Source organism: Hyunsoonleella jejuensis (genome assembly GCF_900111025.1).
In the GTDB taxonomy this organism is placed as follows: Bacteria; Bacteroidota; Bacteroidia; order Flavobacteriales; family Flavobacteriaceae; genus Jejuia; species Jejuia jejuensis.
On record NZ_FOFN01000001.1, the window covers coordinates 1,060,845 to 1,087,693 of the forward strand.

23 protein-coding genes and 1 riboswitch are annotated in these 26,849 nt (G+C 32.8%); of the genes, 16 read left to right on the plus strand and 7 right to left on the minus strand.

From position 1 onward, the window contains the following. Nucleotides 1-16 precede the first annotated feature (16 nt). From rsgA to BMY39_RS04615, 8 genes are all read left to right on the plus strand, one after another. Entirely contained in the window at nucleotides 17-967 is a 951-nt protein-coding gene (gene rsgA, locus BMY39_RS04580; RefSeq protein WP_092576133.1) for a ribosome small subunit-dependent GTPase A, read from the plus strand. Beyond that, on the plus strand, nucleotides 964-1,416 hold the full coding sequence (gene dtd, locus BMY39_RS04585; protein ID WP_092576138.1) for a D-aminoacyl-tRNA deacylase: 453 nt from the start codon (nucleotides 964-966) through the stop codon (nucleotides 1,414-1,416). The genes rsgA and dtd overlap by 4 nt, the downstream gene beginning before the upstream one ends. A 1-nt stretch (nucleotide 1,417) precedes the next feature. Then, nucleotides 1,418-1,933, plus strand: a complete 516-nt coding sequence (locus BMY39_RS04590; protein WP_092576141.1) for a metal-dependent hydrolase — start codon at nucleotides 1,418-1,420, stop codon at nucleotides 1,931-1,933. A 3-nt stretch (nucleotides 1,934-1,936) separates the two neighbouring features. Then, entirely contained in the window at nucleotides 1,937-2,263 is a 327-nt protein-coding gene (locus BMY39_RS04595; protein WP_092576144.1) for a nucleotide pyrophosphohydrolase, read from the plus strand. A gap of 43 nt (nucleotides 2,264-2,306) precedes the next feature. Continuing rightward, complete coding sequence (locus tag BMY39_RS04600) at nucleotides 2,307-3,524, plus strand: 3-phosphoshikimate 1-carboxyvinyltransferase (protein WP_092576147.1); 1,218 nt, start codon at nucleotides 2,307-2,309, stop codon at nucleotides 3,522-3,524. Between the two features lie 89 nt (nucleotides 3,525-3,613). Next, entirely contained in the window at nucleotides 3,614-4,663 is a 1,050-nt protein-coding gene (gene queA, locus BMY39_RS04605) for a tRNA preQ1(34) S-adenosylmethionine ribosyltransferase-isomerase QueA (RefSeq protein ID WP_092576150.1), read from the plus strand. A 240-nt stretch (nucleotides 4,664-4,903) separates the two neighbouring features. Beyond that, nucleotides 4,904-5,944: a dual-specificity RNA methyltransferase RlmN gene (gene rlmN / locus BMY39_RS04610; RefSeq protein WP_092576154.1), complete on the plus strand. Its 1,041-nt coding sequence runs from the start codon at nucleotides 4,904-4,906 to the stop codon at nucleotides 5,942-5,944. Nucleotides 5,945-5,966: 22 nt separating this feature from the next. Beyond that, nucleotides 5,967-6,944, plus strand: coding sequence for a polyprenyl synthetase family protein (locus BMY39_RS04615; protein WP_092576157.1), 978 nt, complete (start codon nucleotides 5,967-5,969; stop codon nucleotides 6,942-6,944). Between the two features lie 89 nt (nucleotides 6,945-7,033). Here the strand turns inward: BMY39_RS04615 and BMY39_RS04620 are convergent, their stop codons facing one another. The 3 genes from BMY39_RS04620 to BMY39_RS04630 are packed head-to-tail and all read right to left on the minus strand — an operon-like array spanning nucleotide 7,034 to nucleotide 10,384. Then, entirely contained in the window at nucleotides 7,034-8,002 is a 969-nt protein-coding gene (locus BMY39_RS04620; RefSeq protein WP_092576161.1) for a transglutaminase family protein, read from the minus strand. Between the two features lie 8 nt (nucleotides 8,003-8,010). Continuing rightward, nucleotides 8,011-8,937, minus strand: coding sequence for an alpha-E domain-containing protein (locus BMY39_RS04625; RefSeq protein ID WP_092576164.1), 927 nt, complete (start codon nucleotides 8,935-8,937; stop codon nucleotides 8,011-8,013). A 4-nt stretch (nucleotides 8,938-8,941) separates the two neighbouring features. Beyond that, nucleotides 8,942-10,384: a circularly permuted type 2 ATP-grasp protein gene (locus tag BMY39_RS04630; RefSeq protein WP_092576167.1), complete on the minus strand. Its 1,443-nt coding sequence runs from the start codon at nucleotides 10,382-10,384 to the stop codon at nucleotides 8,942-8,944. A gap of 248 nt (nucleotides 10,385-10,632) precedes the next feature. On the opposite strand from BMY39_RS04630, the gene BMY39_RS04635 reads away from it, so the two are divergent. The 8 genes from BMY39_RS04635 to BMY39_RS15060 all read left to right on the plus strand — a co-directional run bounded on the left by BMY39_RS04635 (nucleotide 10,633) and on the right by BMY39_RS15060 (nucleotide 17,880). Then, the gene (locus BMY39_RS04635; protein ID WP_245738167.1) at nucleotides 10,633-11,208 is read left to right on the plus strand and encodes an RNA polymerase sigma factor; all 576 of its coding nucleotides are present in this window, start codon (nucleotides 10,633-10,635) and stop codon (nucleotides 11,206-11,208) included. Further along, a complete protein-coding gene (locus BMY39_RS04640) occupies nucleotides 11,195-11,956 on the plus strand; it encodes a hypothetical protein (RefSeq protein WP_092576170.1) in 762 nt (253 codons plus the stop codon). Before BMY39_RS04635 ends, BMY39_RS04640 begins: the two co-directional genes overlap by 14 nt. A gap of 118 nt (nucleotides 11,957-12,074) precedes the next feature. After that, entirely contained in the window at nucleotides 12,075-13,157 is a 1,083-nt protein-coding gene (locus BMY39_RS04645) for a hypothetical protein (protein WP_092576174.1), read from the plus strand. 436 nt (nucleotides 13,158-13,593) lie between these two features. Further along, nucleotides 13,594-14,934, plus strand: a complete 1,341-nt coding sequence (locus tag BMY39_RS04650; protein ID WP_092576177.1) for a site-specific integrase — start codon at nucleotides 13,594-13,596, stop codon at nucleotides 14,932-14,934. Between the two features lie 457 nt (nucleotides 14,935-15,391). Beyond that, nucleotides 15,392-15,655 (plus strand): helix-turn-helix transcriptional regulator, encoded by a 264-nt coding sequence (locus BMY39_RS04655; protein WP_177176542.1) that lies wholly within the window; start codon nucleotides 15,392-15,394, stop codon nucleotides 15,653-15,655. A gap of 52 nt (nucleotides 15,656-15,707) precedes the next feature. Then, nucleotides 15,708-15,802: riboswitch (SAM-I-IV-variant riboswitch) on the plus strand. A gap of 69 nt (nucleotides 15,803-15,871) precedes the next feature. After that, complete coding sequence (locus tag BMY39_RS04660; protein WP_092576184.1) at nucleotides 15,872-16,090, plus strand: hypothetical protein; 219 nt, start codon at nucleotides 15,872-15,874, stop codon at nucleotides 16,088-16,090. A 195-nt stretch (nucleotides 16,091-16,285) separates the two neighbouring features. After that, nucleotides 16,286-17,674, plus strand: a complete 1,389-nt coding sequence (locus BMY39_RS04665; RefSeq protein ID WP_092576187.1) for a hypothetical protein — start codon at nucleotides 16,286-16,288, stop codon at nucleotides 17,672-17,674. Beyond that, nucleotides 17,671-17,880, plus strand: coding sequence for a hypothetical protein (locus BMY39_RS15060; RefSeq protein ID WP_092576190.1), 210 nt, complete (start codon nucleotides 17,671-17,673; stop codon nucleotides 17,878-17,880). Before BMY39_RS04665 ends, BMY39_RS15060 begins: the two co-directional genes overlap by 4 nt. Before the next feature lie 146 nt (nucleotides 17,881-18,026). Here the strand turns inward: BMY39_RS15060 and BMY39_RS04675 are convergent, their stop codons facing one another. The 4 genes from BMY39_RS04675 to BMY39_RS04690 form a co-directional block, all read right to left on the minus strand. Continuing rightward, nucleotides 18,027-18,230 (minus strand): hypothetical protein, encoded by a 204-nt coding sequence (locus tag BMY39_RS04675; RefSeq protein ID WP_092576193.1) that lies wholly within the window; start codon nucleotides 18,228-18,230, stop codon nucleotides 18,027-18,029. Between the two features lie 27 nt (nucleotides 18,231-18,257). Continuing rightward, nucleotides 18,258-18,773: a hypothetical protein gene (locus BMY39_RS04680; RefSeq protein ID WP_092576197.1), complete on the minus strand. Its 516-nt coding sequence runs from the start codon at nucleotides 18,771-18,773 to the stop codon at nucleotides 18,258-18,260. Nucleotides 18,774-18,856: 83 nt separating this feature from the next. Beyond that, nucleotides 18,857-21,208: a PIN domain-containing protein gene (locus tag BMY39_RS04685; protein WP_092576199.1), complete on the minus strand. Its 2,352-nt coding sequence runs from the start codon at nucleotides 21,206-21,208 to the stop codon at nucleotides 18,857-18,859. Nucleotides 21,209-21,211: 3 nt separating this feature from the next. Continuing rightward, entirely contained in the window at nucleotides 21,212-26,845 is a 5,634-nt protein-coding gene (locus BMY39_RS04690) for a sacsin N-terminal ATP-binding-like domain-containing protein (RefSeq protein ID WP_092577676.1), read from the minus strand. Nucleotides 26,846-26,849: the final 4 nt, after the last annotated feature.

The following is a 26,849-nucleotide window of genomic DNA, read 5'->3' on the forward strand; positions in this document are numbered from 1 at the left end:
TGGTATAATCTTATACATGACAGGACGCGTTTATAAATCTACAGGTAGTTGGTACACCGTAAAAACCCAATTGGGTGATGTTTACCAATGCCGAATCAAAGGGAAATTTCGAATCAAAGGTATAAAAAGTACAAACCCAATTGCCGTTGGAGATATAGTAGATTTTGAATTAGAAACCAATAATGACGAGGTTTCTGGGATTATATATAATATTCACGACAGAACCAACTATATCGTACGCAAATCGGTAAACCTCTCGAAGCAAACACACATTATTTCTGCTAATATCGATCAGGTATTTTTAATGATAACCATAAACAATCCGCCAACCTTAACCAGTTTTATCGATAGGTTTTTGGTTACGGCCGAGGCATATTCTATTAGAACAATTCTTCTTTTTAATAAAATTGATGCTTACGATGAAGACACCTTAAACGAAGTAAAGTATCTGGCACACGTATATCGTAAAATAGGGTATGAATGTATAGGTATTTCTGCAAAAACTGGAAAAAATGTAGAAAAAGTGAAAAACCTTATGCGAGATAAAGTGAGTATGTTTTCAGGACACTCTGGCGTTGGGAAATCTACCTTGGTAAATGCTATTGAGCCTTCTTTGAATTTAAAAACCAAAGAGATTTCAAATCAACATATGCAAGGGCAGCATACTACAACATTTGCAGAAATGTTCGATACTAGTTTTGGGGGCAAAATAATTGATACCCCCGGTATAAAAGGTTTTGGTGTTGTGGATATGGACAAAGAAGAGGTAGGTGACTATTTTCCAGAAATTTTTGAATTAAAACAAGACTGTAAGTTTAATAATTGTTTGCACTTGCAAGAGCCCAAATGTGCAGTTAAGGATGCTTTAGAGAGTGATGAGATAGCCTATTCGCGTTACCGTAGCTATGTTCAGATTTTGGAAGGCGAAGACGAGCATTACAGAACCGATAATTGGGATAACGAATGAAAGTAGTTATTCAAAGAGTGTCTAAGGCCAGTGTAACTATTGATGGTCTTATGGTAGCATCAATTCAAAGTGGGCTTCTCGTGCTTTTAGGGATTGTAAGCGAAGACAAGCAAGAGGACATCGATTGGCTATGTAATAAAATTGTAAATCTTAGAATTTTTGGAGATGAAAACGGCGTGATGAATAAGTCTTTAACGGATGTTGATGGAGACGTTATTGTAGTAAGCCAGTTTACACTTCACGCGGCAACAAAAAAGGGCAATCGCCCCAGTTATATAAAAGCAGCAAAACCAGAGGTTGCAATTCCATTATATGAAACTTTTGTTCAAAACCTAAAACGTGTTTTAGGAAAATCAATTCAAACAGGTGAGTTTGGAGCCATGATGCAGGTAGAATTAGTTAACGATGGTCCTGTTACCATTATAATCGACTCCAAAAACAAAGAATAAAATGGCTTCAGTTTTCGGTCATGGTATCGTTGGATTTACGCTTGCAAAACTAATTGACAATAAAAACTTAAGATGGTTAATGTTAGCAGCAATATTTTCAACCATTTTACCCGATGTTGATGTTTTTGGTTTTAGATTAGGTATTCCATATGAATCGCCTTTGGGACATCGTGGAGTTACACATTCCATCCTGTTTGCCGTATTTTGGAGTTTGCTTTTAATGTGCACTCTTGGTAAAAAGCACAAGTTAATGTGGTTTTTAGTGATTTTCTTATCAACATTATCCCATGCACTTTTAGACGCCATAACCACTGGCGGGGAAGGCGTAGGGTTTTTTATCCCTTTTGAAAACTCTAGATACTTTTTTAATACACGTGTAATCCGTGTTTCCCCGTTAAGTATAGGTAATTTTTTTACAGAATGGGGCTTTGAAGTAATAGTGAGCGAACTAAAATATATAGTAATTCCTTGTTCATTAATTTTGTTAACTTCGTTTATGCTTAAAAAATTCAAATAAAAGATGGACATAAAAAACGCGCAAAAAATTGTTGACGATTGGATTAACGAACACGGGGTAAGGTACTTTAACGAGCTTACCAATATGGCGCAACTTACCGAAGAGGTTGGCGAAGTAGCCAGAATTATTGCACGTCGCTACGGAGAACAAAGCGAAAAGGAAAGTGATAAAGATAAAGACCTTGGCGAAGAATTGGCAGATGTATTATTTGTTGTGCTCTGTTTAGCCAACCAAACAGGTGTTGATTTGCAAAAGGCTTTTGATAAGCGTATGGATAAAAAAGCAAAACGAGACCACGATAGGCACCATAATAACCAAAAATTAAAATAATTGTAATTATATTTGACGCTTCTAATTTTAGAAGCGTTTTTTAATGGATATCACTCTACAAAAGTCAGCAATACAAAAGCAATCTTCGGTTAAAATAACCGGTTCAAAAAGTGAATCTAACCGCTTATTGTTATTGCAGGCACTTTTCCCTGAAATTGAGCTAAATAACGTGTCAAACTCTGATGATAGTAATTTGATGATGAAGGCGTTAGCTTCAATAGAAAAAATTGTAGATATTCATCACGCAGGAACTGCAATGCGTTTTTTAACGGCGTATTTTGCTGTACAAGAAGGACGGGAAACCATACTCACAGGTTCAAAACGTATGAAAGAACGCCCAATTAAAATTTTAGTAGATGCTTTAAGGGAGTTAGGCGCAGATATTAGTTATGTTGAAAACGAAGGCTTTCCACCAATAGCTATAAAAGGAAAGAAGCTTTCAAAACACAAAGTGTCTTTAAAAGCAAATGTGAGCAGTCAATACATTTCAGCATTGTTACTCATTGCTACAAAGCTTGAAAATGGAATTGAACTAATGTTAGAAGGTGAGATTACGTCTGTGCCATATATTAATATGACATTAAGTTTATTGAATGAAATTGGCATTGAAACATCATTTAAAAACAACGTCATTACAGTACATCCTTCAAAATCTAAACCAAAACCATTAACGGTAGAGTCCGATTGGTCTTCGGCATCCTATTACTTCAGTATAGCTGCAATTAGCAAGGTTGGTACTCAAATTACCTTATCATCATACAAAGAAAATTCTTTACAAGGTGATTCTTGTTTAGTTGATATTTACAAGCATTTTGGAGTTACGTCAAAATTCAACGAAAACTTTGTTACGTTAACTAAAGAAACTTCAGCAGTAAAACCGCTTACTTTAGATTTAAAAAACGCGCCAGACATTGCACAAACTATAGCCGTTACATGTTTTGTTTTAGGTGTTTCATGTGATTTAACAGGGCTTCATACTTTAAAAATTAAAGAAACAGATAGGTTGGTAGCATTAAAAACCGAAATTGAAAAACTAGGAGGAAACGTTGAAATTTCAGAAAAATCCTTGCATTTAAAAGCCTCGAAAGATATTAAGCCTATGGTGCCAATAGCTACTTATAATGACCATAGAATGGCAATGGCGTTTGCGCCGGTAGCATTAAAACAACCTGTAATTATTGAAGATGCTGGCGTGGTATCTAAAAGTTATCCAACATTTTGGGATGATTTAAAAACCATCGGATTTAATCTTACCAAATAATAATTGTCCATTTACTTGACAACCCCTATGCTCAGATTGTATATTTGCAACTTTGTGAAAAATAAATATACCTAATAAATTAATTGTCTATGAAATTATCGCACTTCGGTTTCGATTTACCACCAGAATTATTAGCAGAATATCCTTCAGAAAATAGAGATGAATCTCGCCTAATGGTTTTAAACAGAAAAGATCAAACCATAGAACACAAGCAGTTTAAAGATCTTATAAACTATTTTGATGAAGATGATGTAATGATTTTGAATAACACTAAGGTTTTTCCAGCCCGTTTATATGGAAACAAGGAAAAAACTGGTGCTAGAATAGAGGTGTTTTTATTAAGAGAGCTAAACGAAGAGCAACGTTTATGGGATGTATTGGTAGACCCAGCAAGAAAAATTCGTATTGGTAACAAACTATATTTTGGAGAAGACGAAAGTTTGGTGGCCGAGGTTATAGACAATACAACCTCTAGAGGGCGTACTTTACGTTTTTTATATGATGGTTCTTATAAAGAATTCCGAATTAAACTTAATGAATTAGGGCAAACGCCACTACCAAAGTACATTAAGCGAGATGTAGAACCAGAAGACGAAGAGCGTTACCAAACTATTTTTGCAAAAAATGAAGGCGCGGTAGCAGCACCAACAGCTGGTTTACATTTCTCAAAGCACTTACTAAAACGTTTAGAAATTAAAGGAATTAATTTTGCGGAGGTAACACTACACGTAGGTTTAGGTACATTTAACCCCGTTGAAGTTGAGGATTTGTCTAAGCACAAAATGGACAGTGAAGAAATAAAAATTGGTCCAGAAGCGGTAGAAATCATCAATAGAGGTATTAAAGAAAGAAGACGCGTATGTGCCGTTGGTACAACTGCAATGCGAACTATAGAAAGTGCAGTGTCTTCTAGCGGATTATTAAATGAGATGGATGGTTGGACAAACAAATTCATTTTTCCACCATACGATTTTAGTATTGCAAACTGTATGGTTACGAATTTCCATACTCCAAAATCTACGTTGTTAATGATGATTTCAGCATTTGCAGGTCACGATTTTGTAATGGAAGCTTACCAAGAGGCTATAAAAGAAAAGTACAAGTTTTACAGTTATGGCGATGCCATGTTAATCTTATAAAATTAAAGTCCCGTTTCTAGCGGGACTTTTTATTTCGAGTAATTCTGAAGTATGAGTAATTGTATCAAGAAGTTGGGCGTTACCCTCCTAGGGTCGGGTCGGGCTTTCGGGGGTCGCTCCTCCTGCGTCGGGAGCTTCAACAAATCCCTCAATCCCTAACGCGGGTTTCGTCTCCATAATAACAATTCATAATTCAAAAATCGTAATTCGACAATCCTTTCACTATTTTTGCAAACGCAAATGAACAAAGACAAAAAAGACATACGCGCATTAACCAAAGAACAACTTCGAGACTTTTTCGTAAGTGAGGGAGATAAAGCATTTCGTGGCAATCAAGTGTACGAATGGTTATGGCAAAAATCTGCACATAGTTTTGAGGCAATGACAAACATTTCCAAAGAAACCCGCGAGATGTTAGAGGATAATTTTGTGATTAATCACATACGTGTTGATACCATGCAGCGCAGTAATGATGGCACTATTAAAAACGCAGTGCAATTGCACGATGGTTTAATAGTGGAATCTGTATTAATTCCAACAGCAACAAGAACCACTGCCTGTGTGTCTAGTCAAGTTGGCTGTAGCTTAGATTGTCGTTTTTGTGCTACAGCGCGCTTAAAACGTATGCGCAACCTTAATCCGGACGAAATTTACGACCAAGTGGTTGCTATTGATAATGAAAGCAGATTGTATCATAATAAACCATTAAGTAATATTGTGTTTATGGGTATGGGTGAGCCGCTTATGAATTATAATAATGTACTTAAAGCTATAGATAAAATTACGTCTGATGAAGGTTTAGGCATGTCGCCAAAACGTATCGTGGTGTCTACTTCTGGAGTACCAAAAATGATAAAAAAAATGGCAGATGATGATGTAAAGTTTAAGCTTGCAGTATCGCTACATTCGGCTATCGATGAGGTAAGAACATCTATTATGCCATTTAATGCAACGTTTCCATTGGCAGATTTAAGAGAAGCCTTAGAATATTGGTACGCCAAAACAAAAAACAGAATTACCTACGAATATGTGGTTTGGAAAGGTATAAACGACAAACGAAAGGATGTGGATGCTTTGGTGCAATTTTGCAAGTTCGCACCAAGTAAAGTCAACTTAATCGAATACAATCCAATAGACGACGGTGAGTTTCAACAAGCCAATTCTGATGCTATCACTATGTATCAAAAAGTATTGGAAGCCAACAGAATTACGGTAACTATTCGTCGAAGCAGAGGGAAGGATATCGATGCAGCATGCGGGCAATTAGCAAATAAGTCTTAACAATAGTATCTTTGCCAATTCCATGAAGATAGTAGAGCAAATAAAACAACCTATAGCGTACGAAATGGAGCTTTTCGAGCAAAAGTTTCAGCTCTCTATGTCTAGCAAAGTAGCTTTGCTCAATCGAATAACACATTATATCGTAAATAGAAAAGGCAAACAAATGCGACCTATGTTTGTGTTTTTGGTGGCTAAAATGGTGTCTGAAGGCGAGGTAAGCGAACGTACCTATCGTGGTGCTTCGGTAATAGAATTAATACACACTGCTACTTTGGTGCACGACGATGTGGTAGACGATAGTAATCGCCGTAGAGGTTTTTTCTCTGTGAATGCTCTTTGGAAAAATAAAATTGCTGTTTTAATTGGAGACTATTTATTGTCAAAAGGGCTATTGTTGTCTATAGATAACAATGATTTTGACTTACTGAAAATTATTTCTATTGCAGTTCGTGAAATGAGCGAGGGCGAGCTGCTTCAAATTGAAAAAGCGCGAAAGCTGGATATAACCGAGGAGGTGTATTATGAAATTATCCGCCAAAAAACCGCCACATTAATTGCGGCTTGTTGTAGTTTGGGCGCTGCTTCGGTAAAGCCAGATTCCCAACACGTTGATACCATGCGTAAGTTTGGTGAACTTATTGGTATGGCATTTCAAATAAAAGACGATTTATTTGATTATGGCGAAACCCAAATAGGCAAACCAACAGGTATCGATATTAAAGAGCAAAAAATGACATTGCCTTTAATTTATGCGATAAACCATGCCAATAAAAAAGATAAAAAATGGCTTATTAACTCGGTAAAAAACCACAACAAGGACGCTAAGCGTGTTAAGGAGGTTATTGCCTTTGTAAAAGATAATGGTGGTTTAGATTATGCCGTTACGAAGATGAAAGCCTTTCAGGAAGAGGCCTTACAATTGCTTAAAAATTATCCAAATTCGGATTATAAAAATTCATTAGAATTGATGGTGAACTATGTGATTGATAGGAAAAAGTAGGGAGATTCTAAGGCTTATTTAATATTTTTTCGATAGTCAACGTAAGCTAGGTTAACTGAAATTTTCCCCAAGCCAAATTTTAAAAATCACTACTGTTGTTGCTGTTGTTGAATAAACTCTAAATTTTGACGGTAACTATTTGTAGTTATCTTTTTTTCGTTCGCTTTTAATTTTTCCACATCCGTAGGTGCAACACTAATATCATTATAATTTTTAGTTGTACTAACATGTACTTTTACGTAAAGGCTATCCGTGACATGGCCTTTATAAACACCATTTACGGGAGCGCAATCCTTGTAATTTCTGCCAACAGCAAGTTTTACGTGATGTTCGGAAGCTACTAAGTTGTTGGTAGGGTCTAGCCCTAGCCAACCATAAAAAGGAATATACACTTCAATCCAGGCATGCGTAGCACCCTCACCTCGTGTTTTAGAATCGCCCGGACAAATATAGCCACTTACATATCGTGCCGGAATGCCCAACATACGCACCATTTGCAGTAAAATATTAGTGAAGTCTTGACAAACGCCAGCTTTTAATTGCCAAACTAAATCTAGTTTAGAATCTACATTTGTAATGCCTTGAATGTATTTGAAATTGGTATATATAAAGTCGCAAAATTCTAACGCTACTTTATATGGGCTAATGGTAGAGAGGTCTTTCTCTTTTATCATTTCAAAAATTTCAGGAGTACCATCAAAAGTGATATACTTTAAATAATCTATAAATTGGGTGTCGTTTTTTAAAGTCTTTAAAAATTGCCATTGCTCTTCAGGGGTTGCACTATCTTCTGGAAAAACAACGGGGTTTGTAATAACTTCAACATCAGATTCTATAGATAGAAAATTATGTGGTTCTACCATCATAAAAGATCCAACAAAATTATGATAGAAATCTTGATATAAATGAACATTAGGATTGCCGTTTATAAGAACCCTTTGAGAAACTATCTTTTGAAATTCATTATTAAAAGGATATAAACGTATTTGGTTTGCCCCATCAAAGACATTGCCACTGTAAGAGTATTTCGTAATATGCTTTATGTAATATAGTGGCATGTCGTGTGTTAGCTTTTTGTAGAGAAATATACATTATTAATACTCATAGATATGTTTTTAATATCTTGTTTAATACTTGCTATAAAATTCTCTAAACCTTGCTCGTTTATGTTTTCAATAGTAGTGTATTTTATTGTGCTTTCAAGCTTTCCAAGTAAAAATTCTAAATCATTTTTTACTAACTCGTTTGTTTGAATCAATTCATTAATGTGTCTGCTCAATTTATTAACACAGTAATATAAGGACTTTGGGAATAATTGTTCCTGAAAAATAACACTTATTACATTATCTTCATGAAAAGACGACTTATATTTTTTTAAATATAATTGGTAAGCACCTATAGATAAGAGTAAATATTTCCAATGAAAACTGCGTTCTAAACTGTCTGACGTCTTTGAGATTTCCATAAGTTTCATGGAAGTAAAATCTGAAATTTGAATCACACGTTCTAAAAGCTTACCTACATTCATAAAATAGTAAGCAGATCCTCGTTCTTGGGTAACCTCAATATTGCCATAATGCAACAATTGATAATTTAAAAGGCTATCCAAAAATTCAACAGGATCTTGATGTTTTAATTTTTCCGGTAAATTCGTGTCTTGTAGGTGTAAAAAGTAACTGTTTATTCCAAGCCACAATTCTCTTGGAATATGTTCTTGTGCACTTCTGGCATTTTCCCGCGATTTTGTAACGAGGTTAATAATGGAGTTAGGATTATCATAATTGAATACCATGAAGTCGATACATTCTATAGCGTTTTCTGTTTGAAAAGATGCATCTACTCCAGCATAATTTTTAATAATTGGTGTCCATGAAAATAGTTCGGGAGAATCTTGATTTGCAGAAAAATTTACTTTAAGCAGTCTCAAGATATTGTAACCGCGTTCCATATAGCGATTCATCCACATTAAATTATTTGCAACTCTACTTAGCATATATTTATTTTATTACCCAGGTATCTTTACTGCCACCACCTTGTGAGCTATTTACAACTAATGATCCTTTTTTTAATGCAACTCTAGTTAAACCACCAGGGCATATTTTGATACCATCGGGTCCATAAATAGCAAATGGCCTTAAATCTACGCATCTAGGGGTTAGCTTCCCGTCAATATAACAAGGTGCAGTGGACAATTTTAAAATAGGTTGCGCTATAAATGCCGCTGGGTTTTTATCCACGGTTGCAAAATAGTCTTCAATATCTTTTTCACTAGCTTCATGCCCCATTAGCATGCCATAACCGCCACTGCCATCGGTTTTTTTAATTACCATTTTAGAGATGTTGTTTTTCACATATTCCAAATCTTCAGGTTTTCCTAACTGGTAGGTCTCAATATTTTTTAAAATGGGTTCTTCATTTAAATAATAACGAATCATATCAGGAACATAAGTATATACCGCCTTATCATCGGCAATTCCAGTTCCGGGAGCGTTTACGATAGTAACATTGCCTTTTCTATATGCTGCCATGATGCCTGCTACACCTAAAATACTGGCTGCATTAAATTCTAAAGGGTCTAAATATTCATCATCAACACGCCTGTAAATCACATCAACACGCTTTAAACCAAATGTGGTTTTCATAAAAACCATATGATCTTTAACTACAAGATCAGAACCTTCAACAAGTTCTATACCCATTAATCGTGCTAATGTGGTATGTTCGTAATATGCTGAATTATAAATTCCAGGTGTTAATAATACTACATTTGGGTCTGGTTGATTACTACAGGATTTCAGCTTTTCGTATAGGATATTTGGATAATTAGATACCGTTAAAACATTGTTTTGTGGTAGAATACCAGGAAAAATACGTTTAGATATTTCCCGATTTTCTAACATATAGCTTACACCAGATGGTGTTCTTAAATTATCCTCTAATACATAAAATTCACCATCATTATTTCTAATTAAATCTACACCGGTAATGTGAACATAAATATCATGTGGTGGCGTTACGCCTTTCATTTCGCGCAAAAAGTAAGGGCAAGAATACACTAAATCAACCGGTATTATTTTATCCTTTAAAATAAACTGGTCGTGATAAATATCTTTTAAAAATAGATTTAAAGCAGTTATACGCTGTTTTATGCCTTTATCAATTTTCTCCCATTCGTTATGTGTTATAATCCTTGGCAGAATATCAAATGGAAATATTTTCTCTATTCCTTTTTCATCATTATAAACCGTAAACGTTACGCCTTGGTTCATAAATAGCTGTTTGCAAAGATCTTCTTTTTTTCTTAGGTCCTCAGGAGAGGATTTCTGTAAATAGCTGCTTACAATTTCATACTGCTCTCGAAGTTTAAAATCGCTAGCATACATTTCATCCCAAGTATCTTTTAGCATTTCATAAGAAGAAAAAAGGGGTGAATTCTGCATATCGTATTTTTAAGAATGTGTAACCAAATATAACGATTAATAGATGATTGTCATAAATTATATGATTTTGATAAATATAATTTTAAAAAACATAATTATTGATATAAAATATTTAAGAATAAAATAAAATTGATGTGTTTTTTTATGTTTTCTTAAATCTTTATTTGAATTTCAGCTATTTTGGAAAAAAATTAAAACTTCAGGCAACCATTTTAAAAGCATTTGCGTCTTTATAAATAGAAAGCAATATGAAATCTTTTTTGAAAGTTATACAGCTACATAAAAACGAAGGCGCATTGATAAAAAAAGCGATAAAAAACAATCGTGAAGCACAACACATTTTGTTTGAAACGCATGCCCCAAAAATGTTAAGTGTTTGTCGCTACTATATTAAGGATATTCAGATGGCTGAAGAGGCAATGCTAAATGGGTTTTTCAAAGTATTTAAAAACTTAAAAACCTATAAAAGCGAAGGCAGTTTTGAAGGTTGGATACGCCGTATTATGATAAGAGAATCAATTTCATACTTAAGGCAAAAAAAAAGTATTGATTTTTTATCTGAAGAAGATGTAAGTACATACGATTATAGTAACAGTATGGAAACCGATTTAGAGGTTAACGACATTCAAAAACTAATAGACAATTTACCCGAAGGGTATCGCATGGTATTTATTATGTATGCCATTGAAGGTTATAAACATTTTGAGATTGCAGAACTTTTGCATATAAGCGAAGGTACCTCAAAATCACAATTATTTAAAGCACGAAAATTGCTTCAAGAACAAATAAAAAAAGTAAATAAAACAAGCTATGGCACCAATTAAATTTGAAGACGATTTTAAGGACAAGTTAGAAAAACGTACCATAGCGCCATCAAAAGGGGCGTGGGATAAACTATCTGAACGTTTAGAGGCCGAAGAAGAAACAGCAAACAACAAAGGTTTCTGGTGGATTGGTATTGCGGCAAGTGTAATAGGGATTTTATTTGCAATTTTTCAATTTTCTAGTAACAGTGAAAAAACTGTTACTCCCATAATAGTTGATGCTCCCGAAGTTATAAATGATTCTGATAAAACGCCTGTAATAGAGGATTTAAATAGTACAGCACAAGAAACGCAAGTTGCGGTTGAATCTTCTACGGAAGAAAAACTGGTACAGCCTACTAATGTGGGGAAACAAAAACCTATAAAAACCTATGAAGCCCCAACCCAAATTGCAAAAGCACCAACACCTTTAAGCACTAAAAACGAAATAGATGTTATAAAAGCAAAACAAGCCGATGTTTTAAGTATTGAAAGCGAAAAGGCGCAAGAGGTTGCAGATGCCATATATACGCTTAGCGAAACAGAAGCTGGAGTTTCTAATGCTTCGATAGATTCGCTTTTAAAAGCAGCCCAACGCGATATTTTAATTAGCAGAATGAAAAACCAAGACCAAGCGATTGTTGATGCCGCTTTATTACTGCAAGAAGTGGAGTTTGAGTTGGACGAATCCTTTAGAGATAGAGTGTTTAAAGCGATAAAAGATAGTTATGGGTCTTTAAAAACAGCTATAGCACAACGTAACGACTAGCAAAATGCTGTAAGAACAATAAATTATAAAGATAAAAGTATAATAAAAACATCAATCATACCTGCCCTAGTTTAGAGGAAGGGTTTCAATCAAATCATTAATTAAAAAACGAACAGTTATGCAAACTATTACAAAGTATTTAGTGGTACTTATTTTAAGTTTAAACTTGCAATGTGTTTTAGCACAAGACAGTATTCCAAAACCCGTAAACCAAGTAGAAATTAATAAGCTCAAGGAAGCAATATCTAGAGTAGAAGCTGATGAAAAAGCAGCTTTGAAAGCTGAGGTTGAGGCTATTGACTTACGTCTAAAGAATGGAGAAATATCCCAAGAGGAAGCACAGGACCTAAAAATGGAAATGGCAAAAAAACGCGCTTTGAACATTGAAAACCGAACCGCCATCTTAAACAATAAAATCGCACTTTTAGAGCGTAATGAAAAAGGGTATGGTGAAGATAATGAAAGTGAAGACATTGTAAGAATTGGCAGAAATGGCGAGGACAAAAGCTGGATTTACATTGGAAAAAAAGAAAACGACAAGCCTAAATACAGAAAATACGATTTACGTACTACCAGCGACTTTGTACTGGCATTTGGATTAAACAACGCCATTATAGAAGGGCAAAGTTTAGACGATACGCCGTATAAAATTGGAGGTTCCCGTTTTTTTGAAATGGGGTGGGCGTGGAAATCGCGCGTGTTTAAAAACAGCAATTTTATGAGATTTAAATATGGTGTGTCTTTACAGATTAATGGCCTAAAGCCAGATGACAATAAATATTTTACACAAAATGCTGGTGAAACTATGCTTGAAGCGTTTCCTCAAAACCTTAGGAAATCTAAGTTGTCTATAAGTAATTTGGTGTTTCCTGTACATTTTGAATTCGGACCTTCTAAGCGTATAGATAAGGACAAATATTTTAGGTATTCTACTAAAAACCAATTTAAAATAGGAATTGGTGGTTATGGCGGATTTAACATTGGTACACGCCAAAAATTAAAGTACGATTTGGATGGCGAACGTATAAAGGATAAGCAAAAACGTGGGTTTAATACCAGTAACCTGGTGTATGGTGTAAGTACCTACGTAGCTATTGGCGATACAGCTTTATATCTTAAATACGATTTGTCGCCAATCTTTAAAGATCAACCAATAGATCAAAACAATATATCTATAGGCCTGCGTTTTGATATGGATTAGAAATTAATATTGAGATAGTTAAGAAAAGTCCCTTTGGGGCTTTTTTTGTTTAAGCTAAAACCTAAAGTTTTTATTTAAGCGTTCGCTGCTTATCAGTTTTTTTGATAAATCTTACTCAAGAAGTAATATTTCTTAAATACTAAACAAACAAAGTATGAAAAACTTCAAAAATTATGAGAATTTTGTGTGCTTGTTCTTTTCCTAAAAAGTAAAACCCTTGCAAATACTTCATTTACAAGGGTTTTTAAGCTTAAAAAGTGGTACCTCCAGTACCACAATAGATTGTTTAGTAGGATTTGGTGAATTTTGACAACATCTTTAACGTCAGTAAATATAAGGTTTTTAAATCTAACTAAATTTAATTAACCTATCTAAATTTAAAAATGTTGTCCCTAATGTTGTCCCTTTTAGTTATCTTTGTGAAAAGATTTCTACTATGATTCAATCCAGAAGAACAAAAGGAGTTGCACCTGTATTTAGACTTAAAGCATCAACCAAACCAGAGAAGCCAATATTCCTTGATTATTCATATGGAAGAAAGAATCGGTTTAAGTATTCCATAGGTTATTCTGTAAATCCAGATTATTGGATTAAGGAAAAGGGTAAGGTTAAAAATGTTCGTGCTGTTACTAATGCAAAAATCATAAATGATAGAATTGATGATATAACTCGCACACTAAAAGAGTTTGTTGAAGATTGTGATTCCAACCAAATTCCACTTACCAATTTTATTATGAAAGCTTGTTTAGATGATTTTAGAAATGAGGAAGAAGAAGTTCAAGAAGAGAAAGAAGAAGAGATTACAACATTAATTTCTTACATAGAAAAGTATATTAAACAAAAAGAAAAAGAATTACCAAAAACGGTTAAAGGATATAGGAATAATACAATCAAATCCTATGAACAGACATTAGGGCATTTGAAGGATTATGAAGAAGAGTATAGCTGTGTTTTGGATTTTGATTTAGATAATGAGTTCTATTCAGATTTTATTGAATTTATGAATTCAAGGACTTATCAATTTAAGAAGAAGGAGAAAAGGCATTATTCGCTCAATACCATTGGAAAACAAATTAAGAACTTGAAAGTTTTTATGGGAGCAGCCCTGATTGAAGAATACCATACCAATTTAAAATACAAGAGGTTTAAGGTTCAAACCGAGATTACTACAGCCATATTTTTGGAGATAGCTGAGCTAAAAAGTATGTATGAATTAGACCTAAGCGAATCTCCTCATTTGGAATTGGCAAGGGATGTATTTATAATTGGTTGTGAGGTTGGTCAGAGGATTAGCGATTACCATAATTTAAGAGAGCAAGAAATTGTTAATCACGAAAGTGAAAGATATATAAAGATAAAGCAAGAAAAAACTAAAAAAGAGGTGTTGTGCAAGATAACACCTGTTATTGAAACAATTATGAATCAAAGGTATGGGGGAATATTACCTTCTAAGATTACCGAACAAAAGTTGAATGATTATATAAAGATAGTTGGCGAAAAAGCTGAAATTAATTCACAGATTAAGGTAGAAATCACGAGGGGAGGGAAGCGAAAAGTTAATCATATACCTAAACATCAATTAATTCAAGGGCATTCGGCACGCCGTACCTTCTGTACCTTGAAATATAAAGCTGGTGTGCCAGTACATTCAATTCTAGAGCTGTCGGGGCATTCTACACTGAAGGAGTTCATGAAATATATTCGAAACCCCAAAGTAGAACGTGTTTCACAAATAACATCAACAGATGCCTTTCAGGTTTCATCTATTCCTGTTTAAAATCTTCAAAAACTCATAACCGATAATAGCCAAAAGAGGACTAAATATTAGTCCTTTTTTTATGACTTTTCCCAAGGTGAATGGTTCTGCTAGAAGAATTTGGTGTAAATAAGGTGTTCTGGAATCAATTTATGCTGTCAAAAAAGCTCCTTTTTAAGCCCAAATGTTAAAAGGATTAGTTAATTCAACTTTAATGAACTTTAAATTAGCTAATCTATCTTCTATTTACTTGTTAGTCAATGGTTTACGGTAAATCGTGTATTTTGAATTAGTTAATTTAAAGTACTGATAATGAATATGTTAAAGTGTTTTCTGAGACATTTTAATGGTGGTATCTTGCAGTTGTAAATTTGAACGTGCACTCAGGTTTTATAAAAAGGTTGAAGATTAAAATTCTTGAACTTATTGTATAATTTTAAATCAAGTTATTATGAGTAATAAAAAACATATTTTTCAAATGACTACTGAGGAGTTTTTTGAAGTATTTAGAAAAGAGATATTGTCCCTTATTGAAAAGAAGGATTCTATTGTTGAAAAGAACCAAAGAGAAGATAAGGAGTATCTTACTAGAGAAGAGGCTAAGGACTTATTAAAGGTCAGTTATGCAACTTTATGGAAGTATAATAAAGACGGCACTTTAAGAGCTACTAAAATAGGTAGCCGAGTATATTACAAAAGAAAGGATATTGATGACGCAATGGAAGGGGGTTGTTATGCTTAGGTAAAGAAAATTTAAAACAGTAAAAGCTCGAGCAAGAGTATAAATTGTATCTACAAAGCATCAAGAACACATTTTTGTGTGCCAACCGAGTAAGGGTCAATCCACGGTGGTTTAGCATGCGGACAATCGTCAAAACAATAGACTATTCCACTTTGCTTCTATGCCTGATGTTTTAAACTTAATAATTAGAGTATTAACATTTAAAACCTTAATGAAATGACAAGAGAAGAACTATTTACAGAAATAATTGACACCTTTCAAGATTTGCTAAACTTTGTTCATATGAATAATGAAAAATCAAAAGAAATATTTACAGAACAACAACTAGATTTAGTAGAGGAATTTTGGAGTTATTATGACGATTATAAAGATGCTACTTATGAAGAACTTGAAGATTGGTTTTACCAACATCACGAAATGCATTACATGTATTAATTGTCATCTGATATGAGATAGGAAAGCCGACTCAATTTTATAACTAGGCATACTTTTTAGGTAATGTTTTAGAGAAACTCAAATCAATAACCCCAAGGCTTTTTAGCCACAATTTCAAATTTTATTAATCACAAGACTTAAGTAGTGTTTTCACATTGCCTAGCATTTACTGTGTCTTTTTTTAACGTAAAACTTATGAAAGAATACCATATAATAACACCCAAGAAACTGAACTTAGAAGGGAGATTAAAGCAATTTCCTCCTGACTTTGAATTTAATTTAGAGTTCGCATATTTTGTAATTAGCGATATCCTAAAACAAACCGCCTATAAGTTCCAAGAAAAAGACAACCCCAATATGAAATTTGAAGATATTTATATTCAACAGTGTGCTGATAATTTACAATCTCTGAATAGAGACTATCGAAAACACATGAGATATTTGTGTGAAAATTTCCCAGGAGCAGGTAATATCTTATGGAGAGAAGACTACAGTGAGGTAGTTTGTTATTCTTATAAGCTTGCACCTAATTACGAAAAAGGAACGCTAAAAACAGTTATCCTCAAAGATAAATGTCTCATAAGAAAGATTAAAGCTAGGTCTGAATTTACAGTCCCAAATAAGCTCAAAAAAACGTATAATTTCCTAATCGGATACATTGACCCCAATAGGCTAAAAATAAAGACTGAAGATGCCTTAAAATACGTGTCAGACCAATACAAAAGGGATAGAAAATACAAGAATCAACTGATAAACTTTGTTAAGGTGTTAAGCCTTCAAAATGGAGAGTATTTTATAAGCTATAATCCCAATACAGATGGACGAGTCCATACCACTATAACCACTTTCCCTAAACAACTAAGGAGGTTCTTGCGTTTTGACGGAAAACGTCTAGCCGAAATAGATATCTCTTCTTCTGTTCCTACTTTCTTGTACTTCCTTTTGTCTAATCTTAATACTAATAATACTCATCTTAATAATGTTATTACTAGTACTAAAGCTTATTCTATTCATTATATGTCAGTGAAAAACTCCGTAGGGCTTGATATGAAAGAGATTGAGCTTTTCGGAAAGTTAGTCCTTTCAGGGGCTTTTTACAGGGGGTTTATTGAGGATTTTCATAAGGCTCATTACATTATGGACAAGCTGGAACCTGATGAGTATTATAAGAAAAATGTTAAAAAAATATGTGACAGAGAATTTGATGGAGACCTAAAGGATTTAGAAAAAGTAGTAAAGAAAAATATGTTATCAATGTTCAATGCAAAGCCTAATAAATTCTTTGCTGAGGAAGTTTTCTTTTGGAAGAAATTCCCAACTATAAACTACTTTATAATGTCGTTAAAAAAGAAGAATCACAAATACTTCTCCCATTTGATGCTACAAATAGAAAGCTATTTTATGCTTCATATAGTTGCTCGACAATTAAATAACACATACAGAAGAAAGGTTCCAATATTAACCTTGCACGACTGTATTATTACTACCGAAGATAATATGGAAAAAGTTTATGATTTTACGAAAAACACTTTGAATTACCAATTAGGCTTTGACGCAAAAATGAAATGTGAAATTTATGTATGACTTCATTCCTATTAACTATTAACCATCAAGCTTCAAGAAACATACTTTTCGAATTCAATGATGTGAAACCACAAATTACAATTGAAGAATGGTACGGTCAATTTATCCGTCCAGAACACAACCTACCCTCCAAATACCTTTTTTTGATCATTTTAAGTAATAAATTTAGATTTCAAAATACAGCCTTACACGCACGTATTACATAATCAAACTAATGACAACTTTTTAATTTACAACTTCATACTATACATTTTCTCATTTTATCCCTTTCAATTTGGGATTCGCCCTATGTTTATTATTAAGTTTTATTATAATCAAAAAAAACTTTGGTATTGTGAATACTAAAGAATTTCTATTCTTCTGGTAAATTATTAATTGGGTCCATTTCATCTGCTTTATTATATCCCCATTCTATATAGTTTTGATTTTTAGTATTATTCAAATTAGCATTTACTTTTATCTTACTTTCGAACGCCTTCAAGTATGACCTTATTTTAGATGCCTTTAAATGATTATCAACATCTGTAAGCAGTTTTTCTAATTTTGCTTTTTCCAATGCAATTATTTCAGCTTTTTCAGCTTCTCACTTTTGTTTAATTTTATCCTCTTCTTCTTGAATGCGTTGTCGTTTTCTTAACTCTGCCCATTCTTTACTGTCATTATCAATATATGCATATATAATAGGTAGGTAATCTTCTAAAACCTTTGTTTCCTTATCTATCCAACCTTTTCTAGCATAACTACCTACTTGAAATTCAAGTTTATCACTTTTTTCATAAGTATCAGAACTATAACCAGATGAATTTTTAATACGTTTTCTAAAATACTTTTGTCTTAAATTTATTTCAGTTAACTGGCCATACATTTCAATATGACACCGATTATATTCAAATTTGATACTATGATTATTGGCTTCCAAAAGATTTATTAATTCATTCATAAACCTTAATGCTCTTGTTCTTAATTTAGGCTCAACAGAAATAGGTAAGAATGCACTTTTATACTTTACTTGTTCTTCCCAACTTGTACGTTTCTGTTTGTCTATTTTTAATAATTCAACTTTTGTTTTTTGAACTAGTGGATGGAGTTTTGTTTTCACTTAAAAATTGTTAAAAAAATTGTATTTATGAAACTATATATAAACTGAGTTTAATTTTATTAGGACCTGTTATTATTATTTACTTATCTCTTTTGTTTAAGAAATTCTTTTAGTGTTATTGTGGTTATATTTAATCCTTTAGATTTTATCTGTAAACCATTATCTGATGTTAATATAATTGGGTTTTCAGATTTAAATTTTAAAGCAACGGTTAGAATAAGATTATCTGGAGAACGTTTACTAAAATCATTTGAAAGTAAGGAAGCATCTGAAATCTCCATTCTTAAATCTCTCTTGTCTATATGATGGTTAATGGATTTTAAAGCTTTTTGCACATTTATTTTCCTTTCATTATCTAGTTTAGACTTTAAGTTATCAAGCTCATCTAAAACTTTAGCTGATAAGATTACTGGATATTTTTTATTTATTTTGGAAATAATGTCTGGATAATCTACAAATACATTTGTATCAATTATATATAGATTTTCTTTGTTTTTTTTAATCTCCTTTTTTGGTTTTTCAAATTTTGAAACATCTATTTTGTCTATCACTTTGATTTTGATAACACTGTTTGGTTTTTGCAAACTAGATTGACTGCTTTCTATAATATTATCTTCTAACAAGTTTTGTTGATTATTCTCTTCTGGATTGTTAATGCGAGCATTTGCTTTAGCGTCGTTTTGTGCAGATTTAGCGATTACGCCTGATACTGAATTTATTGTAAAGGTAAATTCATCTCTAAGTTTGGAAAGATAATTGCCGACCTCATTCGGAAGATTTACTAAACGGTCAAAATCTTGTTCTACTAAAATATACGTACTTTTTTTAGCACGACTTGTCGCTACATTAAATCTATTAATATTGTAGGAAAACGAACTTGATTTTGGAATTACATAGAAACAATAATCTACATCCAGACCTTGTACTCTATCCACAGATTCAATTGAGAAATTTCTTGAATTAGTCTTTGATTTTAATTTTTGTTGTAAATAGGTAAGTGTTTCTATATAAGGTGTTAAAACTGCAATTTCATTACCTTTTAGCTCTGTTAATTCATTTAATCCCTTTACCAAAAATTTTATCATTTGACTTAAAACATCTCCTTGCTTATTAGAAAATTGCACTAACGTTGGGCCCCCATTAGAATGCGTAATTGAACCAAACTCTTTCATTTTCTTTAAATCCATCTCAATATTTTCGTACAAGGATTTAGATTGAATAGTGTTGTTATAAAAACAATTTGTAAATCTTGTAGAACGTTTTGTAAGTCTGCGTGTTTCTATTTTACGATTAAATGAAAAGTTTCTAATTTGACTCAGCGTGTTCATACCGTTTATGAGTGCATCAATGTTGGAAAACATCTTATAATTCTTGTTAGTAACGATTGGTAGAATTTGCTTTGGATCTCCAACTACAATTACTTTTTTACCCACTTTACAAGCAGCTGCAATAGTTGTTAAATATGCTTGTGATGCCTCCTCAACAATAATGTAATCGAAGGAAAGAGTGTGTTCTTTCCAAATTCTAGAAAACTGATAAAATGTTGTCAAAATTAAATGCCCCTTAGACGGTAAAAGGTCTTTGGTATTTATAAGTTTCGGAAACTTTCTTCTCTCATCAATCGATATGGGCAATTTCGAAACACGTTGTTCATCAAAAAGTTTGTCAAAAAACGGTTTTTCACAAACTTCAACTGCTGCTTTATTTGTTAAAGCAGTAATTAGAACTGATTTATTGGATAACACTAAACGTGACACTAAATCTGCTACCTGATGTGTTTTACCTGTTCCAGGAGGCCCTTGAAAAACATAGACTCTTGATTTTTCAACCTCTGTGATTATTTGTTCTGCTATATCAATCTCTTCTGTAAGTAGTTTTGGGTTTAAATTACTTTTTAAATCAAATTTAAAACTTAATATTTTTTCCCAAAGTTCATAACCATCAGCATTAAAGCTCTCACTAAATTCTTTTAAATTCTGCAAATACTCATATGGTGGTATTGTTGGACCAAAAGCCAATATTTGATTGTATTGTAGACTTTCAATAAATTCAGCATCCATTTCTCTAATCAGCATAGTAATCCAACCTTCACGTTTTGACGGAATGTAGTCTACAATTTTTGTATCAGTACGATTTCTATCCTTTAATAAATCTGAATATGTAAGGTTACCCCAACTCGAAGGTCGTTCTAAACCAGTCTGTAAAGTGAAACACGTTAATTTTTGGTCTAGACGAGGAGCGTGGTATTGCTTGCCTGTAGGTATATCTACAAATACATTACCTCTTTTCTCATCTAATCCACGATATTGACCAACATAAACATCTCCATTTTGAAATAATGAAAGTCCAGTTGCATTAAAGATTTTTTTAACCGAGAACTCTAACTCCTTAAGTTCTTCTGCATAAAATTTTACTTGATTTTCTTTTGTCACCATAGATTAAAACTTAAAATCATCACCGCCTACAGCTCCATTTTCTGCTTTATTAAATTGGCTTTTCTGTTTGAGCTTAGAAAATAAACTCTCTTTCATTTTTTCACTAGTCACCAATATTAAATGTGATTCAGATTCTAAAGCATTAAAAACACCATCAATCTCAGATGTAAACTTATTGTTAGGAACCCTAAACAATACATTTTCAGCCAATTCTTCCTCTAGCAATTCAAGCCTGTTTTTGAATAATCTTGGGCTATTACCTGGATAAATTGCAAGTAAGTACATAAAGTCATCTTGCATCATATCCCAATGCTCTTTATCTAAATACAATAAACCACCTTTAGCACTTCTAACAATACAATTTACTTGATTGCCATCGGGGTCTATAATATCAGTTAAAGCAGCTCCTGCATTGTTGACGTTAGAAACATCATATCCATTTTCATCTAAAAAATATACTGCGTGTGTTTTTGCATTACCGCTTTCTCGTTTTTGGTCTTCCTCAGAAATACCCAATCTGTCTTGTAAAAGTCTATCAATATCTTCCTTATAATCAAACGAGTCTTCATCAAGAAGAGATTCATTTTGAAGTGTTTTGTAATGCCAATCCTTCAACTTAGATAGCATATTATCTGGAAAGCTTTCAGGCAAATTGTTTAAAATATCTCTTTTCAAAACTTTAGATATATAATAGTTGCCATCATTAGCTACTTTTAAGTCCTCCATAAATGTGTTAATAGTAATGCCGTTGAAAGACCTTGTATAAGGAATTTCGTCACCATCATATATGTAAATAGGATAATCACTTCTATGTTCCCATTTGTTGTAAAATGGCTCATCCCAAAGTTTTGATTTGGATTCTAAAGTCTTTATATCAGCAGACTCTTCTAATTTAACCGTCGTAATATTAAAATAATCTGAAAGCTTACCAATGCTCTCATCAATGCAATTCGGACTATTAAGACTTTTATTTAAAGAACTAATTATTGAATCGGAGAACTCACTTTGAATACTGATTTTTAAAAGCTCAGTTTCTACCCTAACAGCTTGAAGGCTGTATATTCTATTACCTTCTTTATCTATAGATTTAATTAAAGGAACTGTGATTCTTTGAATACCGTCATTAAACCTTATACAATCATTAATCTGTTTTATTACCGAAATGTTGTGAGTTATAATATTCGGATTGTAACTAGAAAGCCAAACTATAGTATTCCAAATAATCTGAGTGTTTGGTTTAGACTCTTCATAATACCTTATTACTGTATTTTGTTCATATTCAGTAGCTATCATATATTTTCTCATGGATACTATAGTACTATCAGTTCCATTATACCCTAGCTTTGATAAAAATTCGAATCTTTTTACTTGGTCTATATATACCCACTCCTCAAGCCATTTAGGAATATATTCAGATTCGATAGCAAAATTTTTATCAACACAGTTTCTTAAAGTTAGGTCGTGAAAAAGGAAATTTGATAAATCAGTAAACTCCAGATCAAATAATATATCCAGAAACTTTTGATAGGAACTGTGAATTTGTTCTTCTGTACCATTTTCTAAGTAGTAGTCGTCAAAATGTTTTTTCGACCAATTTCTATTATTACCTAAAGATTTATCAATCAACTGAAAAATAACTTGTTCAACAGAATAGAATGATTGCCCCTCTTCTTCTATTTCATAATGAATTTCCTGTGGTTCTAATATTCTTGTCTTAAAAATGAATTTCCTCAGTTTTCTTTTATCTGTAATTTGTGTAAAAGATTCTATTATTTCTTCAAGTATATCTGACTCGCCTTCGTACTCATTTAAAACTTCTGAAAGATGTAATCCTTTTATTATTTTTCCTTTACCAAACGAAATCAAATTACTGGTATCAAAATCAGCTAGTTGCTGTTCGTTAACTAGAATTTTACTTTTTAATTCATTGATATTAGCAGAAACTTCAATAGGTATTTCAACTGATTCATCAATTGTTTTAAGTAAATTATTTATAATGATATGTTCTGGTGAATCACTACCATATTCTTTACCTGTATTGAGTTTAAACTCATTTAAATTGGTTATAAACCCATGCAGCATTGCAGTTGAAACGTTTGCTGGAAGGTGCAATGCTAAATTTTGGTCATATTCGCTAGATTCAATTAGTGCCTTTAATAATCGATCTCCTTGTAGCAAACCAAGGATTGTGCGATTTTCACTAGATAAATTACTGTCCAGTTCTTTAAATAATGTGGAAAGTTCGGCATTTGATTGAATATAGGTTTTTAATGCTTTGTCATTTCCGTCAAAAATCTGTATAGCTTCAATTTCTTCAATCTTATAATTACCCTTGGTATTTATAACAATTGTATAATTTTTAAAGAAGTCTCCAAATCCACCATCATCTTCCATCCAATCTAATAGTATATTGGCTTCTAACATTTTCAGTTCTTCAACCTCTGACCAATCTATATCTGAGCTGTCATCAGTTTTTATCTGGAATGCTTTTATTAATGCCCCACATTCTTGAACAGGAAGTATCTTTAGCTCAGCCTTTTGAAAGACCGTCTTTATTATTTCAAATTTATCAGTGGATAAATCCTTAAAAGCTTTTGACCAATAGACCTTATCAGACGTTTCAAATCTAACCTCATCATCTACATATAGCCAAGGAATGGAAGCCCATTGAGCACTAGAAATGTCGTCTGGATTATCAATCCAGCTGTACATAGCCTTTAAATCGCTTACATAATTATTGATGTTTTTTGTATCAAACTGTTGCGACCATTCCTCAAACAAATCTTCATCAAGAATAAAGGATGTGAATATTTCATCTTTGGCTATTAACTGTTTTTTTAAATCATCTGTGAGACCGTTAAACTCTGTCTCCTTGATTCTAAATTTATCGATACTATTTACCTCTAAATCCTCTTTATGACTTAATAGTTGCCATATAGGACGAGGACTGTCGCTTTCATCTATAAACAGTTTTAACCTGCCAAAATATTTATCTGGACCAATACCAACCATAAACGCACTGTTTTGAAAGAAGTCAATCAGTTTTAGTTTTGATGTAACAGGCAACTTATGAATATTGGCATTTGAAGCTATTCGCTCATAGGCAAGCGTTTTATCGTTTATATAACCATTTATGCTATGCAGGAATTCTTTAATATTAGAATATTTGTCTAGGTTTAGCTGGATGGTGTGATACCCCAATTCTTCAATAAGAGTTTCATACTGTGAAGTATGCTCATTTATTAACCAAGCATCATCCTCATCAATTAATCGCTCTAATGAGAACAAAGCATTATTATGCACTATAAAAGGAATCTTGCCAAAATCATCTGGGATGTATTTTACAAGCTTATTTAGCCATTTTAATAGTTCAGGTTTTTCATATAATGCTCGTTGAGCAATTATGCTTCCTAAGCTCTCACAAAGTTCTGGCGTAATTTGTTCTGCTAGTTCTTCTATATCTATGACCTCAACATCTAAGTAATCATAGTCTTTTAAATAATTAGCATCAAGATTTGAATTTGGAAGTCTTTTTTCGGTATCTATTATATCATAGAATATTTCGTTGCCAAATAATTCTATTAATCCTGAATCATCGATTATGGTGTCTGACAACAATTGTACCTGATCGTTGTCATTGATAACAATTTCTGTATTTTCAAGTTGTTCCAGGTACTTTGCATTATAGCTTTCTATAATTTGTTGAGCCGTATCATCTTCAGGCAAAGGGTTTTTCAAGAGTAATGATAAATATGAACTGTTAGTGTCTTTATCATTAAGAAACTCCTGAGCAAAATAGGCCAAGGTTGCTACGTGTTTTTCAGCGACCTTAATCATTATGTATTTGTTCCAAGGATTGTCGCCTTGAATACGCTGCCTATCTGATGAGGGTACAAAGTCAGCATTAACTAAGAAAGGAAGCTGAAACCTAGTATCTTCCATTGGTAAATAAGTAAACAAACTCGAATATTTCGGTAGACCATTTGTATATTCTTTTTCTGGAGAAATCTTATTATCAACCAATGAGATACCAAAAGAGATTTCTGTTTCGGTAGCTGATGCGAGTTTAGGCGGTATAGTTTCAATCTCTCTACCTTCTAAATCTGTGAAATAATAAGTTACTTCATTATAATCATTAATTTTTGATTGTTTTTTTAACCCTATGCCTAATTGTTTAAACGCTTCATCAGAAACCTCTATATTTTCAAATGTTTGCTTTGTGTAGTAAAACTTAAGATTTTCTGCCCCCTTTAATTTTTGTATCTCAATAATACCTTTGCTATCCTTTCTTAATACCATTACTCCATTTCTGCGAGCATTAAATTTTGAAGTATTTCTTAAAAATAGAAGAAATTGTGGACGCTTAGTAATATTATCAATAGCGGTTTTGTAATCCTCAATATTATTTTCACCTAATTTCAGTGCAAACTGAACAGGATTATTAAAGTTGTTGAAATTACTGTCTATAAATTCACTTGGTAAATTGTTTTGCCATATTGGTATTACTTGCCAAGGTATATCTGTTGAGCCATTAAAACGTAATCTTTGATTACGGTATTTTAATTTATCTTCGTCTAAAAGCTCAGGATATTTTTGATAACGCTCACTACTGAAATAAAAATTATCAAAATCTTCAAACAAAGGAGTATTCCTTAAAAAGGCGAATTGATACCCTCCAGATTTTAACCAAACCTCAGTGCTATCAGTAAACACGGATTTAAAACCGATTCCTTTATAACCTGTTTTTTTACTGTCGCCTCGTTTTGTGCTTTCAGCGGCACTTGTGATGGCCTCAATATCATCTTTGTTAAATGGAGCCCCATCATGCATCACAAAGAAATAATCACCATTAATATCAATGTGAAATCCCACCTTTTCTTTGCCTGGTGCATCATCAGCATTTTGAAGCAATTCAAAAATCATTCGTTGCTTAGATGAATACATTCCTTTACCAATTTCACGCATAAGATTTGCAATCATCTTATTTGCTTCTGGATTATTTAACCTTTCAAATCGCAAGCGAATATATTCTTGATAAGGGTTGGATTCTAAAATTTCAATTGTATTGGGTATAGCACTTGGTAGTTTTCCTTCGTTTTCAATAAAGGCAAATTGATAGTAACTACCTTCTTTTAATTCTAGATTAGGTGATACATACACTTTTTGTGATTCTCCTTGAAACATCAAAATTTCACCAGTTTCAGAAAACATAACGTTTTCAAAGCAGGCAAAAGATTCAGATGTTTTGTGATACACTCCAATATATTTTATACCAGTATCAATATCTGGATTCTTCTTTGAAAGGAGTTTTTCTACTTTATTTTGATTTAACTCTGAAACGGATTTAATCTCTAAAGAAAAAGGATTGTTTTTTCCTTTTGGGTTATCTGTATGCCCTAGTTCTACTTTATAGTATGAGCCATCTGATAAAGTTGAACTGTTGCTGTAATAAAATGAAACTCGTTTATCTAAAACTTCTACACCATCAAACTCAGGGTAATAAAGTTTCATTCTACTTATAGGATTCGTGAAATGATTAAAAAATCCAGCGTTTTTATTGAATCTTTTGAAAGTGGCTATAAATGCCAAATCTTTTGATTTCCAATATTTTTTAAGTTGTTCGGTATAATTGATCATAATT